Origin of the sequence: Aeromonas oralensis, from assembly GCF_049665575.1 — a bacterium.
GTDB lineage: Bacteria > Pseudomonadota > Gammaproteobacteria > Enterobacterales > Aeromonadaceae > Aeromonas > Aeromonas hydrophila.
The window spans coordinates 3,190,779-3,208,807 of the sequence record NZ_CP187186.1 but is presented as its reverse complement, the minus strand read 5'-3'; the positions used below and the strand labels follow the sequence as shown (position 1 = coordinate 3,208,807).

Sequence of the window (18,029 nt, the reverse complement as noted above, 5' to 3'; positions counted from 1 at the left end):
TCGGGCTGGCAGGAGTGGGGCAGACAAGGCTGGAGCGGATAGGGCGGGAGCGCAGGCCCGCGCAAGCTGGCCCAGATAATCAGACCGGGCTCAGGGCGTTGGCGCCGCTCTGCTCCAGGCTGGCCAAGGCCGTGCGCAGCCGGGCCAGGCCGATGGGCTTGTAGAGGCACTCGTCCATGCCGGCGGCCAGGCAGCGCTCCCGCTCGCGCGCTGTGGCGTGGGCGGTAAAGCCCCAGATTGGCAGGGTGTGGCCGCGGGCGCGCAGGCGGCGGGTCAGCTCGAAGCCATCCATCAGCGGCATCTGGCAGTCGGTGATGATGAGCTCGAAGTCCTGATTCTGGATGGCCCGCAGCGCCTCGGCGCCGTTGCCGCGCACGCTCACCTCGTGGCCCAGGTGCTTGAGCTGCTGGCGCAGCAGCACCTGGTTGGCGTGGTTGTCGTCCACCACCAGCACCCGCAGCCGGCCGGCGGCAGGGGGAATGGCCGCTTGGGTGAGTGCTCTATGGCCGACGTGACATCGCGCGGTGCAGGCAAGGGTTCGCATGCTGGTTCTGGCGCCAGCGGGGTGAGCGGCAGCCGGATCCTGAGCTCGGTGCCGGCGCCAAGCTCGCTGCTGACCGCTATCTTGCCCCCCATCAGCTGGCACAGCATGCGGGCGATGTTGAGGCCAAGACCCGTGCCGGCGAACTGGTAGGGGTCGTGGGCGCGGTAGAAGGGGTTGAACAGCCCGGGCAGCTTGTCGGGGGCTATGCCCACCCCGCTGTCGCGGATAAGCAGGTGCAACTGGGGTTGCTCCGCGCTCCCCACTAGGCTGGCCTGCAGGCTCACTTCCCCCCGCTCGGTGAACTTGATGGCGTTGCCGAGCAGGTTGAAAACGATCTGGCGCAGGCGCGGCCCGTCGATCAGCACCCGCGGCAGGGGATCCAGCTCGACCCGGTAGTTGAGCCCCTTCTGCTCGGCCATGCCCGCAAAGGCGCGGGCCACCGATTGCAGCAGCGGCGCCAGCTCGCACGGCTCGGGGGCCAGGGTCAGCTGGCCCGACTCTATGCTGGAGATGTCCAGCACGTCGCCGATGAGATCCAGCAGGCCGTTGGCGGATTCGGAGGCGATGCGCAGCTGCTCGCCGGTGTAGGGGGCGAGGGCGGGATCCTGGCTCGCCAGCTCCAGCATGCCGAGGATGGCGTTCATGGGGGTGCGGATCTCGTGGCTCATGGTGGCCAAAAAGTCGCTCTTGGCACGGCTGGCGCGGTCGGCCTGCTCCTTGGCGCGGCGCAGCGCCTCCTCCATGGTCTTGCGCTCGGTGATGTCGATCCAGCCGTTGATCACCCCGCTGATGGCGCCGCGGTAGTCAAAGTAGGGCACCATCCAGTGGTAGACGAACTGGCGCGGGCCGCGCTGGCTGAAGATGCGATCCGACAAGATGGGGCTGCCGCTTTGCAGCACCTGCTGAAAATCCTGCTCCAGGGTGGTGATGGCCTCGGTGCCCAGCAGCCCCTTGAGCCCCTCGGCAAACGAGGTGCCGAGCACCCGCTCGATGGGGGCGTTGAGGATGGCCAGGTACTTGCTGTTGCAGAGGATCACCTTGCCGCGCTTGTCGCGCACGACGATGGGGTGGGGCAGGCTCTCGCCGAGCGCCTCGATGAAGCGCACGTGCTCCTCCAGCTGGCGGCGGGAGGCCTGCTCCGAGCGGGCCAGCCGGTTGAGCATGCGGTTGCGATAGAGCAGCAGCAGGGCGATAGCGAACAGGCCGGCCAGCAGCAGGTAGAAGTAGGGGGCGTTGCGCTCCATGAAGGTGGGGGCCGGCAGTTTGCGGTTGCGCCACTGGTAGCTCATGGTGGCCAGCTCGTTGGGGGCGATGGAGAGGATGGTCTTGTCGATGATCTCCATCAGCATCCGGTTGCCCGGCAGACTGGCAAAGCCCATCCGGATGGGCTGGTTGTCGGCGGGGCCGGCGATGCGGATCTGGCTGAGGCGGCCGCACTCCACCGCATGCTGGGCAAAATAGAGCGGCACGATGGCGGCGTCGAGCCGGCCGTCGTCGACCGCCGCCATCGCCTCGTCGGCGCTCTCCAGATAGCTCACTCTGCTGTTGTCGAGCCGCCGGGCGATGGGGTTGTAGTGGGTGCTGCCCACCCGCTTGCCGGCAAGCTGTGCCAGATCGCCGCTCAAGGCATCCCCCTTGCGGGCCACCAGCACATAGATGTCGTCGGTGGCATAGGGCAGGGAGGGGCGCAGCCGGTAGCTCTCGGCTACCGGGCGGGAGATGGCGCCGATGAGATCCAGCTCGCCCCTGAGCAGGGCCTCGTTGCGCGCGAGCTCCGAGCCATAACTGACGAACTCGAAGCGCAGGCCGGAGCGCCGGCTGATCTTCTCCAGCATCTCCACCGACATGCCGGTGAGCTGGTTGTCGTAGTCGCGCACCCCGTAGGGGTAGAGATCGTCCATCAGCCATACCCTGACCGGGCCGGCCGTCGCCAGCCAGGCGAGCTCCTCTGCACTGTAGAGCTCACTGGGGCGCTCGACGATGTCGCGGATGGGGCCGTTCCACTGGCTGAAGATGAGGCTGTGGGTGATGTCGCTCACCCCCGCCAGGGCGTGATTGAGCAGCGCCAGCAGCCGGGGGCTGTCGGCCGAAACCGCAAAGCGAAAGCCGTCTGCCGCGATGGCGGGCTGTGCCTGGCTGCGCTGCCGGATCTTGTCGAAGCGCTCGCTGTTGAGGTAGTGCAGGGAGTGGGGGTCGCTTAGCAGCAACGGCTCGCGGCCGAAGAAAACCGCATCGAAGGCCGCCACGTTGGAGGGGTAGTTGACCAGCACCAGATCCGGGTAGTAGCGCTTGAAGGCGGCCTCGTCCACATACCCCTGCACGGTGGCGACCCGCTGGCCCGGCAGCAGCAGCGGGCCTTGTTCGGCGGCGAGCGCCGAGAAGACCGGGGCACTGCTGAAATAGCGCTGGCTGAGGGCGATGCCCGCCTGGTCGGGGCCGCTCAGGCTGAGGTTGCCGAGATTGACGAGGTCAAGCTCCCCCGCCCGCAGCGCCGCCAGTGCGCTCTGCTTGTCGTCGAACACCCGCAGTTCGACCGGCTTTTGCAGGGTCTTGGCGACGATGTCGAGATAGTCGGCGGAGATCCCCTCGAAGTGCTCGTCCGGCCCGGTCATGGCGAACGGGCGGTAGTCGTGGCGCAGCACGCCGACGCGCAGCAACGGGTGCCGGGCCAGCCACTGCTGTTCGGCCGCCTGCGTGGGGGCCGGGCTGCTTTGCAGGTAGTGACGGCTGTGCAGGGTGAGAGCCTGGGCGCAGAGGGGAAACAGCAGGCAGAGCAGCAGCAGGGGTTGAATAAGGTTCATTGCCGGCTTGCGCCCCCTCCCGCTGGTCAGATGGTGATCGAAAGCGGCGATTCTACCGAAGAGCGGCGGACAATGAACCTCTATTCAGCAGTTTGTCAGTGCCGGCGCCATAAAAAATGGCGGGAAGCGACCCGCCATCTTGCGCTGTCTGGCACTGCCAGGGCTCAACCGAAGCGGTAGGAGCCCATGTAGAGGCTGCCGCCATCCCAGCTGTCGTGCAGCTTGACGGGCTTGTCCTGGCCAGCGGCGCCGAGCGCCACGAACAGCGGGCGCAGGTGATCGTCGTGGGGATGGGACTCCACCGCCCCCGGCGCGCGCGCCCGGTAATCTTCCAGCGCGGTCCGATCGCCCTCGCTCATGGTCAGCTCCAGCCAGTTGACGAAGCTGCGGGCCCAGCCCGGCACCGGCGAGTTTTCCGGCCCCAGTGCCCGCAGGTTGTGGGTGATGGCGCCGGAGGCCAGGATGCCGATCCCCTGGGCGCGCAACTGCTGCAGCGCCTCCCCCAGTTGCCACAGCTGGCGCGGGGTGAAGCTGGCCGGGATGGAGAGCTGCACCAGCGGGACGCTGCTGGCGGGATCCATCAGCGAGAGCGGCGACCAGACCCCGTGATCCAGCTCGCGGCGCACCGGCTCGGCGGGCAGGCCCGCCAGCAGCAGCTGATCGCTCACCGCCTCCTGCAGCCAGAGCGGGCTGCTGGCCGGCCAGCGGATGTGGTAGAGCGGCTCGGGGAAGCCGTAGAAGTCGTACATCAAGGCCGGATTGGGCTCGACGTTGATCTGCAGCTCGCTGCGGGTAAACCAGTGGGCCGAGATGACCACCAGCCCCTTGAGATCGCCAAGGCGCAGATTCTTGAGGAAATGGGTCGCCGGCTGGTCGCGCAGAACCAGATCCGGGGCGCCATGGGAGATGAACCAGACGGGGGCGATAGACATGACAGACTCCATATGCGTTGTGCCGGTGCGCGGCGCACCGAAAACCCTGGGCCAGGGCGACATGCCACTGACGATATGGTCATTATCTGCCCCGATAATGAAGTTAACAATCTAGCTTGATGAATAAGCACTGTTCACTATTGGTTGATAGTGATGGGGGGGAGGGCGGTTTTACTCATGACAAGGCCGGCGTAGTGGCCGGCCTTGGGGAATCAAACAGGCGACAGGCCTGCCATCAACAACTTACTGAATACCCAGCAGCTCCACGTCGAAGATCAATACAGATCCCGGCGGGATCTTGCCGGCGGCGCGATCGCCGTAGGCGAGGTTGGCGGGGATGTAGAAGCGGGTCTTCTCCCCTTCCACCATCAGCTGTACCCCTTCGGTCCAGCCGGCGATCACCTGGTTGAGGCCGAACTCGATGGGCTCGCCACGGGCGACCGAGCTGTCGAAGACGGTGCCGTCCAGCAGCTTGCCCTCGTAGTGCACCTTCACCTTGCTGGTGGCGGTGGGGTGGACGGTGCCGGTGCCCGGGGTCAGCACTTCATACTGCAGGCCGGAGGCGGTGGTGGTCACCAGGGGTTTTTCCTTGTTGGCGGCGAGGAACTCGGCGCCCTTGCGCACGTTTTCCACGGCCTGCTTCTTGTTGTTGCTGCTCGAGTAGAAGTAGTAGGCGACGCCGGCAACCAGCAGCGCGATCAAAACAAATTTCATCGGGTATCCCTATGTCGTGAAATGCCGAGAGGGCAGTGAGAGCGGCATCTTATCCCAGCCGGGGGGCGAGGGCGAGCCGGCGGGCGGCAAGATGTGACTGGACGGGCAAAGCCAGAGTTAGAGCCAGAGCCGAGGGACGCAGCGCATCCCCCGGCCCCTGTCGTTACTTGGCGGCCACCATCATCAGGGCGGGCAGGGCGAAGAAGAGGCCTGCCACGTAACCGAGCGCCAGCAGCTTGTTCTCGCTGCCGACCCGGGCCAGCCCCTCGGCCGCCTTGACCGGCAGCTCGCGCAGGAAGGGCACTCCGTAGATGAGCACCACGGCGAACAGGTTGAACAGCACGTGCACCAGGGCGATGGTCAGCGCCAGCTTGGCCCCGGCGCCGCTGATGGCGGTGGCGGCCAGCAGGGCGGTGATGGTGGTGCCGATGTTGGCGCCCAGAGTGAAGGGGTAGAGCTGACGGGTGCTGAACACGCCGCCGCCGGCCAGCGGGATCATCAGGCTGGTGGTGGTGGAAGAGGACTGCACCATCACGGTGACCAGGGTGCCGGAGGCGATGCCGGTCAGCGGGCCGCGGCCCAGCGCCCGGTGCAACAGATCTCTGGCACGGCCCACCAGCACCCGTTGCAGCACCTTGCCGAGCCAGGTGACGCAGCCGAGGATCAACAGGATGCCGATGCAGATGGTGGCGATGGCGGGCCCTTTGCCCGGCAGGAAGGCCACCAGGCCGTCGATGAAGGTGAGGGCCGGGGAGAGCAGCGGCTTCATGAAGTCCATCCCCTGCATCGACATGTCGGCGGAGCCCGCCAGCAGGTCGGCCAGCGCCTCGGCGCTCTTTTGCAGCAGGCCGAACATCAGTTCCAGCGGCAGGAAGATGAACACCGCCAGCAGGTTGAAAAAGTCGTGCACGGTGGCGGCGGCAAAGGCGCGGCGAAACTCGCCCCGATCCCGGATATGACCGAGGGAGACGATGGTGTTGGTGATGGTGGTGCCGAGGTTGGCGCCCATCACCATGGGGATGGCCATGCCGATGGGCAGGCCGCCGGCCACCAGGCCGACGATGACCGAGGTCACCGTGCTGGAGGATTGCACCAGGGCGGTCGCCAGGATGCCCAGCAGCAGAGCGACGAAGGGGTTGTTGGCGAAGGCGAAGATCTGGGCCGCGCCCTCGGCGCCGCCGGAGAAGCCCTTGAAGCCGTGGGAGACGGCGCCGACGGCAACCAGGATCAGGTAGATCAGGGTGATGACAGCGAGCCAGTTGAACAGTGGGCCGGTACGACGGGTCTGCTGTTGTGCAAAAGATGGTGTGCTGTGCATGAAGCCTCTTGGGACAGTCTGCGTGAAAATGGACGGGCGCATTAGACCAAGGCTCCATGACAGAAATATGACAAAGTGACACTTTTGTGATGTTTTGATGACATGGATGGCGGGGCTCATTGGACAGGAGGTGTCGGAGCTGGCCGGGATCCCGGCCGCTTTGGCCGCAGATCCCCCGCGCGGCTTGCAGCCGGGAGTCAGGGGGCTATGCTGTCCCCTTTCCTTCCCTCAACGAGAGTGATGTTGTTATGCGTGCATGGGTGCTGTGTCTGTCCCTGGGTCTGCTGTCTGCCGGTGCGCAGGCGAGCGTGTTCAAATCCGAGTGCAACCTCGACAAGGCGGTGAAGAACGAGGCGCTCAACGCGACCCTGGGGGTCAAGGGCAACTGCGATACCGACAAGCTGGTGCGCCAGCAGAAAGAGAAGGCCAAGGCCGAGGTGAAGAAGCACACCACGGATGCGCTGGACCAGAAAACTGCCGGCCTCAAAGAGGGCAAGAGCCAGCTGCAGGGGACCCAGCAGAAGGTCAATCAGGCCGGTCAGCAGCTCAAGCAGACCCAGCAGGATGTGAAGGCGGTGGCCAAGGATCCGCTCAAGGCGGCCGCCACCGCGGTGATCAATCAGGGCTGATCTGCCAGCCTGCTTTGGGCGGGGCCGCGAGCGCGGCGTGCACAGCAAGAAGGGGAGCCATGGCTCCCCTTCTGCATTTGTGCGTCTGCTCGTCGCCCTTACTGGGAGTCGGCCGCCTCTTCGTACTGACGGAAGGGGATGCGGAACACCGCGAGGCGCAGGAACAGGTAGGTGACGCCAAGGCCGGCCCAGATCAGGCCCAGCTCCAGCGAGCTCTGCTCCAGGTTGATCCAGAGCGCGCCTATGGTGGCGGCGCCCAGCAGTGGCAGCACCAGGAACAGCAGGTGTTCCTTGAGGCTCTTGTTGCGCTTCTCGCGTACCCAGAACTGGCCGATGACCGACAGGTTGACGAAGGTGAAAGCCACCAGGGCACCGAAGTTCACCAGCGCCAGCGCCATGTCCAGATCGAACGATACCGCGGAGAGCGCCAGGGCGCCCACCATCAGCACGTTGATGGCCGGGGTGCGGAATTTCGGGTGGATGTAGCCGAATACTCGCTCCGGGATCATGCGATCGCGCCCCATCACGTAGAGGATGCGCGACACGCCGGCGTGGGCAGCCATGCCGGAGGCCAGTACGGCTACCGTGGTGCACACCAGCACCACGCTCTGGAACAGGGTGCCGCCGACGTAGAGGGCGATCTCCGGCAGCACGGCGTCCGGCTCCTTGAAGCGGGCCAGATCCGGGAAGTAGAGCTGCAGGAAGTAGGAGACGGCCACGAAGATGATGCCGCCGATGAGCGCAGTCAGCACGATGGCGCGCGGGATCACCTTGCCGGCGTTGGGGGTCTCTTCGGAGAGCGAGCTCAAGCCGTCAAAGCCCAGGAACGAGAAGCAGAGGATGGTGGCGCCGGTAAACAGCGGCACCATGCCGGCCGACTCGAAGTGGAACGGCCGGCTGCTCAGCAGGGTCGCCGCCCCTTCACCGTGATAGATGCCCCAGCCCATCAGGCCGAGGAAGACGGTGATGATGGCGAGCTGGATGAAGACGATGACGCCGTTGAAGTTGGCCACCAGGTTGATGCCGCGCAGGTTGAGGAAGGTCATCACGGTCACCAGACCGAAGATGAAGATCCAGGGCTCGACGCCGGGGAACATGGCGGTCAGGTAGATCTTGGCCAGCAGGATGTTGATCATCGGCATGAACATGTAGTCGAGCAGGGAGGACCAGCCGACCATGAAACCGATGTAGGGGTTGAACACCTTCTGGGCATAGGTATAAGCCGAGCCCGCAGAGGGGAAGCGGCGCACCAGATGGCCATAGCTGAAAGCGGTCAGCAGGATGCCGCCGAGCGCCAGCAGATAGGCGGTGGCGACGCGGCCTTCGGTAATGTCACCGACGATGGCAAAGGTATCGAATACCGCCATGGGTGTGAGGTAAGCCAGACCCATCACCACTACCTGGAAGAGGGTGAGCGTCTTGAGCAGCTTGGCACCGGCCATCACGCTTTCTCCTCTGCGATCGCCAGGTCGGCGAAGGGGGACGGGATCAGGGACGCAGCGCGTCGCTGGACACAGGGGACGCCGGTCTGCAGCACAGACGGGTGGCGTACGCCGGCGGGCACCGGCAGGAAAGCAGTGAAATGCCCCATGTTTTTCCTCACAACGTCGGGAGATTGCCTGGCAATCTCGATATCAATTCCGGTACAAAGTCCGGCCTCTTGGTGAATGTGGTTTTCCCCTAAAAAACGAAGAACCGATGCTGCAAAAAACATCGGCTCTCAGGGGCGGCGTATTGTGCCCTCAGGGGGGGAGGAAACAAGCAAAAAAGCCCCGGTCGGGGGATTTTGTTGACCTGGGTCAGGTTGGGCTGCGCCACCGGGCTGGCAGCCAGTGTTGACGGGGGCTGCAGCGACGCAGGCCCAGCGCGAAAATGGCTGTTGCGCAGGGCTGACAGGGGTAAAAAAAAGCGCCCGCAGAGGGCGGGCGCGGTGAAAGCAAAGAAGGCTCAGGAAGCGTCGGTTTCAGGACGGCGCAGCTGGACCCGGAACACGGTGAGGCGCAGCAGCAGATAGAGGGCGCCGAGAGCGGCCCAAATCAGCCCCAGCTCGAAGGAGGCTGGCTCCAGGTTGAGCCAGAGCACGCCGATGCAGGCGGCTCCGCACAGGGGCAGCAGCAGGAACACCAGATGGTCCCGCAGCGTCTTGTTGTGACCGAGCTTGACGTAGAAGTGGGCGATCACCGCCAGGTTGACGAAGGTGAAGGCCACCAGGGCACCGAAGTTGATCAGCGCCAGCGCCATCTCCAGGTCGAATGACACCGCCGAGAGGGCCAGTACCCCCACCAGCAGCACGTTCAGGGCCGGGGTCTGCCAGGTCGGGTGAACGTAGGCGAAGAAGCGGCTCGGCAGGGCGCGATCCCGCCCCATCACGTAAAGCAGGCGTGACACGCCGGCGTGGGAGGCGAGTCCGGAGGCCAGCACCGCCACCGTGGTGCAGACCAGCACCACCGCCTGGAACAGCTTGCCGCCCACATAGAGGGCGATCTCCGGCAGCACCGCATCCGGTTGCTGGAAGCGGGAGATGTCCGGGAAGAACAGCTGCAGGAAGTAGGAGACGGAGATGAACAGCACGCCGCCGATCAGCGCCGTCAGCACGATGGCGCGGGGGATCACCCGGGAGGCGTCCGGGGTCTCTTCGCTCAATGTGGTGATGGCGTCAAAGCCGAGGAACGACAGGCAGAGAATGGAGGCGCCGGTGAGCAGGGGAGCCATATTCATGTGCTCGGAGAAGAAGGGACGGCTGCTCGCCACCGTGCCGAGCCCCTCGCCATGGTAGACACCCCAGGCGATGAGGCCGATGAAGACGGCGATGATGCTGAACTGCATGATGACGATAAGGCTGTTGAAGTTGGCCACCAGCTTGATGCCGCGCAGGTTGAGCAGGGTCATGACGGTGGCCAGACCGAGAATGTAGGTCCAGGGTTCCACGCTCGGGAACAGGGCCTCCATGTAGATCTTGGCCAGCAACATGTTGATCATCGGCATGAACATGTAGTCGAGCAGGGAGACCCAGCCCACCATGAAACCCACGTAAGGGTGAAACACCTTCTGGGCATAGGTATAGGCGGAGCCTGCCGAGGGAAACTTGCGTACCAGGTGGCCGTAGCTCATGGCGGTGAACAGCATGCCGATGAGGGCGAACAGGTAGGCGGTGGGCACATGGCCTTCGGTGATCTCGGTGACGATGCCGAAGGTGTCAAACACGGCCATGGGGGTCAGGTAAGCCAGCCCCATGATGACCACGTGCCACAGTTTGAGGCTTTTTTTCAGGCCGACGGGTTGGGCATTCATTGTGCTTTCCCCTCAATCCGGGCCGAAGGGATCAGGCTGACGGTATCAACCTGGGCATAGGGGGCGCCAGAGAGGCGGCGCAGACCGGCGTGGGCCGGCAGGAAAGCAGTGAAATACCCCATGGTGTTCCTCACTAGAGAAGCGGGTGTCGTGAGATGGCAACCCATCTCGCTATCATTTCCGGTCGGTTCCGGCCTCGTTGTGGATTTGTTTGCCGTAAAAAAAGAACCTGACTCAGCAAGTGGTCGGTCCTTTGTTGCGGCGGCGCATTGTGCATTCGTGTTGCCCCCTTGACAAGCATATCAAGGGGGCAAAAACGCATTTTTTTGCACTGATGAGCGGATGTTGCGGTTCTGATCAGCCCTGGGCTGCCAGCAGGGCCTGCTCGAGCAGATCCAGCCCCTCGTCGATGAGGGCCGACGAGGCCGTCAGCGGCGCCAGGAAGCGGATGACGTTGGCGCGCACACCGCAGGCCAGCAGCACCAGCCCACGCTTGCCCGCCTCGGCCACCAGCCGCTTGGTGAGGTCGGCATCTGGTCTGGCCGCATCGCGCTGCTTGACCAGCTCCATGGCTACCATGGCGCCGGGGCCGCGGATGTCGCCGATGCAGTCAAAGCGCTCCGCCAGCTGCTGCAGGCGGGCCTTGATCTGCTCGCCCTGAGCCTGGGCCCGTTGGTTGAGCTGCTCCTCCTCGATCACCTCCAGCACCGCCAGGGCGGCGGCGCAGGCGATGGGGGAGCCGGCATAGGTGCCGCCCAGCCCACCCGGTTTGGCGGCGTTCATCACCTCCGCCTTGCCCACCACGGCGGAGAGCGGGAAGCCGCCGGCCAGGCTCTTGGCCAGGGTCATGATGTCCGGCTCGATGCCGGCATATTCGGTGGCGAAGGTCTTGCCGGTGCGACAGAAACCGCTCTGGATCTCGTCACAGATGAGCAGGATGCCGTGCTGATCGCACAGCTGGCGCAGGCGCTGCATGAAGCTGGCGGAGGCGGGGTAGAAGCCCCCTTCACCCTGCACCGGCTCGATGATGATGGCGGCCACCCGGGTCGGTTCAATATCCGAGCTGAAGCAGAGATCCAGTGCGGCCAGCGCATCGGCCTCGCTCACACCCAGGTAGTCGCTCGGGAAGGGCAGGTGATAGACCTCTCCCGGGAAGGGGCCGAAGCCGGTCTTGTAGGGCACCACCTTGCCGGTGAGCGCCATCCCCATCATGGTGCGGCCGTGAAAGCCCCCCTTGAAGGCGATGGTGCCGCTGCGACCGGTGTGGGCACGGGCGATCTTGATGGCGTTCTCCACCGCCTCGGCGCCGGTGGAGAGAAACAGGGTACGCTTCGGGGTGGGGCCGGGCACCAGGGCATTCAACTTTTCCGCCAGCTCGATATAGCCGGGATAGGGGGTGACCTGGAAGCAGGTGTGGCTGAATTTTTCCAGCTGTGCGCGCACCGCGGCCACCACTTTCGGGTGGTTGTGGCCGGTGTTGAGCACGGCGATGCCGGAAGCAAAATCGATGTAGCGGTTGCCCTCCACATCCCACAGCTCGGCGTTTTGCGCCCGGTCGATAAACACCGGCAGCAGGGTGCCGACGCCGTTGACCACGGCGGCTTCACGGCGTGCTTGCCACGCCTTGTTTGATGCTGACTGACTCATCTTTCCTCCCTGAGGGGCCGGGGGCCCCTGTCTCAATGTGGCGAGGCACCCTTGGGAGCACTCACTTCGTCCTTGTGAACTGATATGGCTGTGCCAGCGGGGGACGGGCCCCTGTTGCAGGCCCGGCCGCCGGCGCAAGATGTGACTGCCTAGCGGATGCCGCCGAAGCAGAGGTATTTGGTCTCGAGGTACTCCTCCAGCCCCTCGGCCGCCCCTTCACGACCGAGGCCCGACTCCTTGATGCCGCCAAAGGGGGCCAATTCGGTCGAGATGATCCCCTCGTTGATGCCGACCATGCCGTATTCAAGCTGCTCGGCCACCCGCCAGACGCGGGCGATGTCGCGGCCATAGAAGTAGGCGGCCAGACCATAGGGGGTGTCGTTGGCCAGGGCGATGGCCTCGGCTTCGGTCTCGAAGCGCACCAGCGGCGCCACCGGGCCGAAGATCTCCTCCTGCAGGATGGGGTTGGCTTTATCGACCTTGCCCAGAATGGTGGGCTGGTAGAAGAGCGGGCCGGCGGGGTGGGCTTCGCCCCCCAGCAACAGCTCGGCGCCGGCGGCGGTGGCCTGTTTGACCAGCTCGGCCACCTTGCTGGCGGCGGCCGGGTTGATGAGCGGGCCTATCTGGGTGCCCTCGCTCATGCCGTCGCCCACCTTGAAGGCCTTGACTGCGGCGGTGAGCTTCTCGGCGAAGGCGTCGTAGATGCCGGCTTGCACCAGGATGCGGTTGGCGCAGACACAGGTCTGGCCGGCGTTGCGGTATTTGGAGGCGAGCGCCCCGGCAACGGCGGTATCGAGATCGGCGTCGTCAAACACGATGAAGGGGGCGTTGCCGCCCAGCTCCAGCGACAGCTTCTTCATGGTGTCGGCGCACTGGCGCATCAACAGCTTGCCGATGCGGGTGGATCCGGTGAAGGAGAGCTTGCGCACCGTCTTGTTGTTGCACAGCTCGTTGCCCACCGCTGCGGCCTGATGGCTTGTGACGATGTTGATGACTCCGGCCGGGATGCCTGCCTGCTCCGCCAGTGCCGCCAGCGCCAAGGCACAGAGCGGGGTCTCGGCGGCCGGCTTGATGACGATGGTGCAACCGGCTGCCAGCGCCGGGCCCGCCTTGCGGGTGATCATGGCGATGGGGAAGTTCCAGGGAGTGATGGCGGCGACCACCCCCACCGGCTGCTTGATGGTGGCCAGCCGGCGATCGCTGGAGAAGCCCGGAATGGTGCGGCCGTAGGCGCGTTTGCCCTCTTCCGCGAACCACTGGATGAAGCTGGCGCCGTAGGCCACTTCCCCCTTGGCCTCGGCCAGCGGCTTGCCCTGCTCGCAGGTCATGATGCGGGCCAGCTCCTCCTGGTTGGCCATGATGAGCTCGAACCAGGCGTAGAGCCGGTTGCTGCGCTCCTTGGCGGTGAGCGCGGCCCAGCCGGGCTGGGCCGCGTGGGCGGCGGCGATGGCGCGGCGGGTGTCACCCTCGTCCATGTCGGGCACCTGGGTAATGACCTGACCGGTGGCCGGGTTGTGCACCTCGAACCGGCGTCCGCCGCCGGCTTCACACCAGCGGCCATCTATATAGGCAAGGGATTTGATCAGGGAGAGTGCGGGTTGTGATGCTGACATAGATAGCAAGCCTCGATTGTGGGTCAGGGGGCCGGCTCATCCTGTGCCGCCACCGTATAGAATAATAAGCACAGGAAGACCATAAATTGAGCTGAAATGTTTTTCAAGTGTTAAATATATTTGAGTAAACTGTGTCTCGCGTGCTAGAAATGGAGCTGTTGGAGCGATTTTACCGGTTTTTGTGGTGCAGGGTGTGCAAAATAATGAACGGCATGTGCTGTGCAGGATAACAAACAGGCCGGTCAGGTTGACTCGCTATTTTAACCGGGTGCCCAGCTGGCACCTGACAGGCACACAAGGAGGTGGCCGAATGCAGCAATCACAGGGCGAGACGCGCTGGCAGTCCATGACCGACAACCCCATGACGGGCAAAGGGGTGGCGCAGAGCATGGGTGAGCGTCTGGCGGCGACCCGTCGCCGGCTCGGGCTCTCCCAGCGGCGGGTCGCCGAGCTGAGCGGGCTGACCCATGGCGCCATCTGCATGATAGAGCAGGACAAGGTGAGCCCCTCGGTGGCCTCTTTGCAAAAGCTGCTCAGTGTCTATGAACTGCCGCTGTCGCGTTTTTTCGCGGAAGAGGAGGGCGGTACGCCGAGCGTGGTGATCAAGGCCGAGCAGCTGATCGAGCTGGGCAGCCAGGGGGTCTCCATGAAGCTGGTACACAACGGCAACAACCGCCGCCAGCTCGGCTTCATGCTGGAGACCTACGCCCCCGGTACCGACACCGGCGGCCAGGTCACGCATCTGGGGGAGGAAGTGGGCACCGTGCTGGAGGGATCGGTGATCCTGACGGTGGCGGGCCAGGCCTATCCGCTCAGCGCCGGGGACAGCTACGTGATCGACACGGGCGAGCCCCACAGTTTCAGCAATCCGTCGGGGCAGGTGTGCCGCATCGTCAGCGCCCACACCCCGGCCAACTTCTAGTGCCGAGACATCGTCTCGTTTGGGAAAAGAACCGGTAAGGAAACAGGGATCATGACCGAACATGTAAACAGTTACTACGCAGCCAGTGCCAATAAACACGCGCCCTATCCGACGCTGACCGAACAGCTGGAGTGCGACGTCTGCGTCATCGGGGCGGGTTATACCGGCCTCTCCAGCGCGCTGCACCTGGTGGAAAAGGGCTATTCGGTGGTGGTGCTGGAGGCGGCCCGTGTCGGTTTTGGTGCCAGCGGTCGCAACGGCGGCCAGATCGTCAACTCCTACAGCCGTGATATCGACACCATAGAAGCGAACTGCCCGCCGGATCAGGCCAGGCTGCTCGGTTCCATGCTGTTTGAGGGGGGCCAGATCATCCGCGAGCGGATCAAGCGCTACAACATCCAGTGCGATCTGCAGGAGGGCGGGGTGTTCGCCGCCGAGACCGAGAAGCAGCTGCACGAGCTCAAGGCGCAGAAGGCGCGCTGGGAGAAGTGGGGCAACGACAAGCTGGAGCTGCTCGATGCCGACGGCGTGCGCGAGGTGGTGGCGAGCGATCGCTACGTCGGCGCCCTGCTCGACAAGAGCGGCGGCCACATCCACCCCCTCAACCTGGCGTTGGGGGAGGCGGAGGCCATTCGCTTGCAGGGTGGCAAGATCTTTGAGCAGTCCGCCGTCACCAGCATCATCCCGGGCACGCCTGCGCTGGTCAAGACCGCCAAGGGGGCGGTAAAGGCGCGCTTCGTGGTGGTGGCCGGCAACGCCTACCTCGGCAATCTGGTGCCCGAGCTCGCCGGCAAGAGCATGCCCTGCGGCACCCAGGTGATCGCCACCGAGGTGCTGGGAGAGGAGCGGGCCCGCCTCGCTGCTGCCGCAAAACTACTGCCTGGAAGATTGCAACTATCTGCTCGACTACTACCGTACCTCCGGTGATCACCGGCTGATCTATGGCGGTGGCGTGGTTTATGGGGCGCGAGATCCGGCGGACATCGAGCGGCTGATCATTCCCAAGATGCTGAAAACCTTCCCGCAACTGGCGGACGTCAAGGTGGAGTACACCTGGACCGGCAACTTCCTGCTCACCCTGTCGCGCCTGCCGCAGTTTGGTCGCATCGGCCCCAACATCTACTACATGCAGGGTTATAGCGGCCACGGTGTTACCTGCACCCATCTGGCGGGCAAGCTGCTCTCCGAGGTGTTGAGCGGCCAGGCGGAGCGCTTCGATGCGTTCGCCAAACTGCCGCACTACCCCTTCCCGGGTGGCCGTCTGTTCCGGATCCCCTTCACCGCCGCCGGCGCCGCCTGGTACACCCTGCGCGACCGGCTGGGGGTGTGATTGCCAGGCAGTCCATAGCAACAACAAGGCCACCCTGGGGTGGCCTTGTTGTTTGGCAACTGAGAGATTTGTGAGCCCTGGCGGCGAGTCAGTGGTTACTGCGCTCGCAGCGGGGTGGCCGGCCAGAACTTGTGGTAGAAGTCGAGCCAGCCCTCCAAGTGGCCCTGCAATAGCTCGGGGTGGGGCGAGTGCTGGAAGATGGCGATCTGCTCTGGCGTGATCATCTGCCAGCCGTAGTTGAGGGGCATGCTAAAGGTGCCCTCCACCTGATTGATGTCGCTCAGCGCCGATTGCTTGTCGGGCCGCTCGATGAGGGTGCGATCGGTCACCAGGAAGATGAGCTGGTTGCCGAGCACCGCCTGATAGGCGCTCACCATCCACTTCGCCTTGGTGTAGCGGTCGCGCTCGATGACGGTGAACTTCCCGGCTCGGCAGACGGCGTAGTAATCCGCCTCCTTGGAGGCGAGGTGCATCTCGTAGTTGCAGCCCAGGCTGTTGATGAGCACCAGGCCCACCAGCATCATGCCGGTGGCGCTGAGCCCGAAGAGCAGGCGGGTCAGGGCGGCGCGTTTCATGGCTTCTTCTCCTCGAATTTGGCCTGTTCTTCCCCGACCATCAGCCAGATCTCGCCTGCTGCCGGAGTGGGCAGACGGGATGCCGCTTTCTGGGTTCGGCAGAGCGTGCCCTGACCGGCCGGTTCGCAGCGCACCGAGACCCAGGTTGCGCTCAGATAGAGGCCGGTGAGCAGCAGCAAGGCGAGAAACAACCCCATCACCCCGAGCAGCAGCCGTTGTTGCCAGCGTGGCAAAGGGATGGGCACGGCATCCCGGGAAGCGGCAACGGGCAGGGCGGCGACAGGCTCGTCCACCTCCGGCAAGGGCGCTGGGTCGGCAGGTTCGCTCAGGGAGGGCGTGCTGGCTGTGGGGATGACCTGCATGGCGGCGGGCGACAACATCAACAGATAGCCCTGGCGGGGCAAGGTGCGGATCACCGCCTCCTGCTCTGGGGTATCCAGATAGCGGCGCAGGTTGGCAATGGCCACGGGCAGGGAGCTGGCACTCACCGGTCGCCCGTCCCAACCGATGGCGAGCAGGGTCTCCTTGCTGTGCAGGCTGCCGGCATGGGTCAGGAAGAAGTGCAGCAGACGCGCCTCCGCGGCAGACACGCGCACGCTGGTTGGGTTTCCATCCTGAGAGCGGGTCAGGGTGAGCTGTTTCGAATCCAGAACAAAGCGACCGAAGGTATGCAGGTGAGGGGCGTGATCCGGATCCATGGCGCGGTGATCGTCTCGCAGATGATGTTGCTTATTAATAGGTAGAAGGTGAAATCTGACGGGGGCGTCCCCCCTTGTCAAGGGGGAGATGGGGCCGCCGAGGCTGGCTCCCCACGGGCGCGAGAGGCAAGGGGCGGGCACTGGATGACAGGCGCTCACCCCGTGGCAGGATGGGCGAATCAACGAGCTGCATGAATGCCGAGCAAGGTGCTAGCACCACTGAAGCGACCCGCGAAGAGAGTGTCGGTGCTCTGGCCGGCACAGTAATTGACCGTGCCGCCGCTCTGCAGTAAGTCCGCTTGCATCGACTTTGCATAAAGAAGAACACCGCCTGCTGGCGGTGTTCTTCTTTATATGGGCTCTTACTGAGCCAAGGATTTCAGTTGCTGCTTGTCCGGCGGGTTGTTCCAGTCGATGGGGCCGTGGGTGAAGCGGTATTGCAGGCGCGGCAGGCTCACTTCCAGCCACTCTTCGCGAAAATAGGCGTAGCCCTGATCCCAGTCCGGGTCGTTGGCCCAGCCGGTTTGCAGGAAGTAGAGCCTGGTACCCTGGCCTTCCGGCACGAAGCGCAGGCTGACCTGGGTCTTCTGCAGGCGGATGTGGGGCAGGGAGGGTGGGAAATTCCAACTGAAGCTGAGCAGGTCGTGGGGCATGACGGCCATCACCCGGCAACCTTCGCTGCCACGTTCACCCAGCGGGGCATCGGGTCTGAAATAGATTTCGAAGGGACCATTCGGTTCGGGCACCATCAGGCACTCCGGTGCAAGAAAACTGCGCAGGCCACTCTCGGTTGTCCAGGCGCGCCAGACATCGTCGATATGGGCCGGAACAAAAATGTTGCCTTCTATCTGCTTGTTATCCATAAATCAGCGAGCCTCAAACCATCCATACATGGGACTCAGGCAGTATAGTCCCATGGCTTATGAAATGGACAGAGGTGTGTCACACCCCTGCCATCGCCGAGAGACTATTATGCCCGTGCGATTTGACACAGTGCCTGTGTTCCATCGAGAGT

14 protein-coding genes and 2 pseudogenes are annotated in these 18,029 nt (G+C 64.4%); 3 read left to right on the top strand and 13 right to left on the bottom strand.

Annotated features, from left to right (window positions below; translation table 11 throughout):
- Positions 1 to 79: 79 nt before the first annotated feature.
- The 4 genes and pseudogenes from ACPDZI_RS14830 to ACPDZI_RS14815 form a co-directional block, all read right to left on the bottom strand.
- Positions 80 to 3,345 (bottom strand): annotated as a pseudogene (locus tag ACPDZI_RS14830) (response regulator).
- Positions 3,346 to 3,509: 164 nt separating this feature from the next.
- The gene (locus tag ACPDZI_RS14825; RefSeq protein ID WP_011706806.1) at positions 3,510 to 4,277 is read right to left on the bottom strand and encodes a DODA-type extradiol aromatic ring-opening family dioxygenase; all 768 of its coding nucleotides are present in this window, start codon (positions 4,275 to 4,277) and stop codon (positions 3,510 to 3,512) included.
- Positions 4,278 to 4,520: 243 nt separating this feature from the next.
- Positions 4,521 to 4,991, bottom strand: coding sequence for an FKBP-type peptidyl-prolyl cis-trans isomerase (locus ACPDZI_RS14820; protein WP_016351483.1), 471 nt, complete (start codon positions 4,989 to 4,991; stop codon positions 4,521 to 4,523).
- 163 nt (positions 4,992 to 5,154) lie between these two features.
- Entirely contained in the window at positions 5,155 to 6,309 is a 1,155-nt protein-coding gene (locus ACPDZI_RS14815) for a sodium:phosphate symporter (RefSeq protein ID WP_041218483.1), read from the bottom strand.
- 248 nt (positions 6,310 to 6,557) lie between these two features.
- On the opposite strand from ACPDZI_RS14815, the gene ACPDZI_RS14810 reads away from it, so the two are divergent.
- Complete coding sequence (locus ACPDZI_RS14810) at positions 6,558 to 6,938, top strand: hypothetical protein (RefSeq protein ID WP_026080453.1); 381 nt, start codon at positions 6,558 to 6,560, stop codon at positions 6,936 to 6,938.
- Between the two features lie 98 nt (positions 6,939 to 7,036).
- On the opposite strand, the gene ACPDZI_RS14805 is transcribed toward ACPDZI_RS14810, so the two are convergent.
- The 6 genes from ACPDZI_RS14805 to ACPDZI_RS14780 form a co-directional block, all read right to left on the bottom strand.
- Positions 7,037 to 8,380: an APC family permease gene (locus tag ACPDZI_RS14805; protein ID WP_041218484.1), complete on the bottom strand. Its 1,344-nt coding sequence runs from the start codon at positions 8,378 to 8,380 to the stop codon at positions 7,037 to 7,039.
- Positions 8,380 to 8,529, bottom strand: a complete 150-nt coding sequence (locus ACPDZI_RS14800) for a hypothetical protein (RefSeq protein ID WP_162901840.1) — start codon at positions 8,527 to 8,529, stop codon at positions 8,380 to 8,382. Before ACPDZI_RS14800 ends, ACPDZI_RS14805 begins: the two co-directional genes overlap by 1 nt.
- Before the next feature lie 356 nt (positions 8,530 to 8,885).
- Positions 8,886 to 10,229: an APC family permease gene (locus ACPDZI_RS14795; protein WP_076360162.1), complete on the bottom strand. Its 1,344-nt coding sequence runs from the start codon at positions 10,227 to 10,229 to the stop codon at positions 8,886 to 8,888.
- Positions 10,226 to 10,351 (bottom strand): hypothetical protein, encoded by a 126-nt coding sequence (locus ACPDZI_RS14790; RefSeq protein ID WP_257622350.1) that lies wholly within the window; start codon positions 10,349 to 10,351, stop codon positions 10,226 to 10,228. The genes ACPDZI_RS14795 and ACPDZI_RS14790 overlap by 4 nt, the downstream gene beginning before the upstream one ends.
- Positions 10,352 to 10,586: 235 nt before the next feature.
- Positions 10,587 to 11,876 (bottom strand): 4-aminobutyrate--2-oxoglutarate transaminase, encoded by a 1,290-nt coding sequence (gene gabT, locus ACPDZI_RS14785; protein WP_438833386.1) that lies wholly within the window; start codon positions 11,874 to 11,876, stop codon positions 10,587 to 10,589.
- A gap of 149 nt (positions 11,877 to 12,025) precedes the next feature.
- Positions 12,026 to 13,489, bottom strand: a complete 1,464-nt coding sequence (locus tag ACPDZI_RS14780) for an NAD-dependent succinate-semialdehyde dehydrogenase (protein ID WP_438833385.1) — start codon at positions 13,487 to 13,489, stop codon at positions 12,026 to 12,028.
- Positions 13,490 to 13,799: 310 nt separating this feature from the next.
- On the opposite strand from ACPDZI_RS14780, the gene puuR reads away from it, so the two are divergent.
- Both puuR and ACPDZI_RS14770 read left to right on the top strand, forming a co-directional pair.
- Positions 13,800 to 14,411, top strand: a complete 612-nt coding sequence (gene puuR, locus ACPDZI_RS14775; RefSeq protein ID WP_076360156.1) for an HTH-type transcriptional regulator PuuR — start codon at positions 13,800 to 13,802, stop codon at positions 14,409 to 14,411.
- Positions 14,412 to 14,462: 51 nt separating this feature from the next.
- Positions 14,463 to 15,741, top strand: a pseudogene (locus tag ACPDZI_RS14770) (NAD(P)/FAD-dependent oxidoreductase).
- Between the two features lie 95 nt (positions 15,742 to 15,836).
- Here ACPDZI_RS14770 and ACPDZI_RS14765 read toward each other — a convergent pair.
- The 3 genes from ACPDZI_RS14765 to ACPDZI_RS14755 form a co-directional block, all read right to left on the bottom strand.
- A complete protein-coding gene (locus ACPDZI_RS14765) occupies positions 15,837 to 16,316 on the bottom strand; it encodes a hypothetical protein (RefSeq protein ID WP_438833384.1) in 480 nt (159 codons plus the stop codon).
- Entirely contained in the window at positions 16,313 to 17,014 is a 702-nt protein-coding gene (locus ACPDZI_RS14760; protein ID WP_268032444.1) for a winged helix-turn-helix domain-containing protein, read from the bottom strand. The genes ACPDZI_RS14765 and ACPDZI_RS14760 overlap by 4 nt, the downstream gene beginning before the upstream one ends.
- A gap of 362 nt (positions 17,015 to 17,376) precedes the next feature.
- Positions 17,377 to 17,877, bottom strand: coding sequence for an SRPBCC family protein (locus ACPDZI_RS14755; RefSeq protein WP_076360148.1), 501 nt, complete (start codon positions 17,875 to 17,877; stop codon positions 17,377 to 17,379).
- Between the last annotated feature and the right edge of the window lie 152 nt (positions 17,878 to 18,029).

What these genes read in the sequence shown, in the direction of transcription:
- ACPDZI_RS14825 (WP_011706806.1), bottom strand. Translation starts at nt 4,277, where the DNA reads ATGTCTATCGCCCCCGTCTGGTTCATCTCCCATGGCGCCCCGGATCTG.
- ACPDZI_RS14820 (WP_016351483.1), bottom strand. Translation starts at nt 4,991, where the DNA reads ATGAAATTTGTTTTGATCGCGCTGCTGGTTGCCGGCGTCGCCTACTAC.
- ACPDZI_RS14815 (WP_041218483.1), bottom strand. Translation starts at nt 6,309, where the DNA reads ATGCACAGCACACCATCTTTTGCACAACAGCAGACCCGTCGTACCGGC.
- ACPDZI_RS14810 (WP_026080453.1), top strand. Translation starts at nt 6,558, where the DNA reads ATGCGTGCATGGGTGCTGTGTCTGTCCCTGGGTCTGCTGTCTGCCGGT.
- ACPDZI_RS14805 (WP_041218484.1), bottom strand. Translation starts at nt 8,380, where the DNA reads ATGGCCGGTGCCAAGCTGCTCAAGACGCTCACCCTCTTCCAGGTAGTG.
- ACPDZI_RS14800 (WP_162901840.1), bottom strand. Translation starts at nt 8,529, where the DNA reads ATGGGGCATTTCACTGCTTTCCTGCCGGTGCCCGCCGGCGTACGCCAC.
- ACPDZI_RS14795 (WP_076360162.1), bottom strand. Translation starts at nt 10,229, where the DNA reads ATGAATGCCCAACCCGTCGGCCTGAAAAAAAGCCTCAAACTGTGGCAC.
- ACPDZI_RS14790 (WP_257622350.1), bottom strand. Translation starts at nt 10,351, where the DNA reads ATGGGGTATTTCACTGCTTTCCTGCCGGCCCACGCCGGTCTGCGCCGC.
- gabT (WP_438833386.1), bottom strand. Translation starts at nt 11,876, where the DNA reads ATGAGTCAGTCAGCATCAAACAAGGCGTGGCAAGCACGCCGTGAAGCC.
- ACPDZI_RS14780 (WP_438833385.1), bottom strand. Translation starts at nt 13,489, where the DNA reads ATGTCAGCATCACAACCCGCACTCTCCCTGATCAAATCCCTTGCCTAT.
- puuR (WP_076360156.1), top strand. Translation starts at nt 13,800, where the DNA reads ATGCAGCAATCACAGGGCGAGACGCGCTGGCAGTCCATGACCGACAAC.
- ACPDZI_RS14765 (WP_438833384.1), bottom strand. Translation starts at nt 16,316, where the DNA reads ATGAAACGCGCCGCCCTGACCCGCCTGCTCTTCGGGCTCAGCGCCACC.
- ACPDZI_RS14760 (WP_268032444.1), bottom strand. Translation starts at nt 17,014, where the DNA reads ATGGATCCGGATCACGCCCCTCACCTGCATACCTTCGGTCGCTTTGTT.
- ACPDZI_RS14755 (WP_076360148.1), bottom strand. Translation starts at nt 17,877, where the DNA reads ATGGATAACAAGCAGATAGAAGGCAACATTTTTGTTCCGGCCCATATC.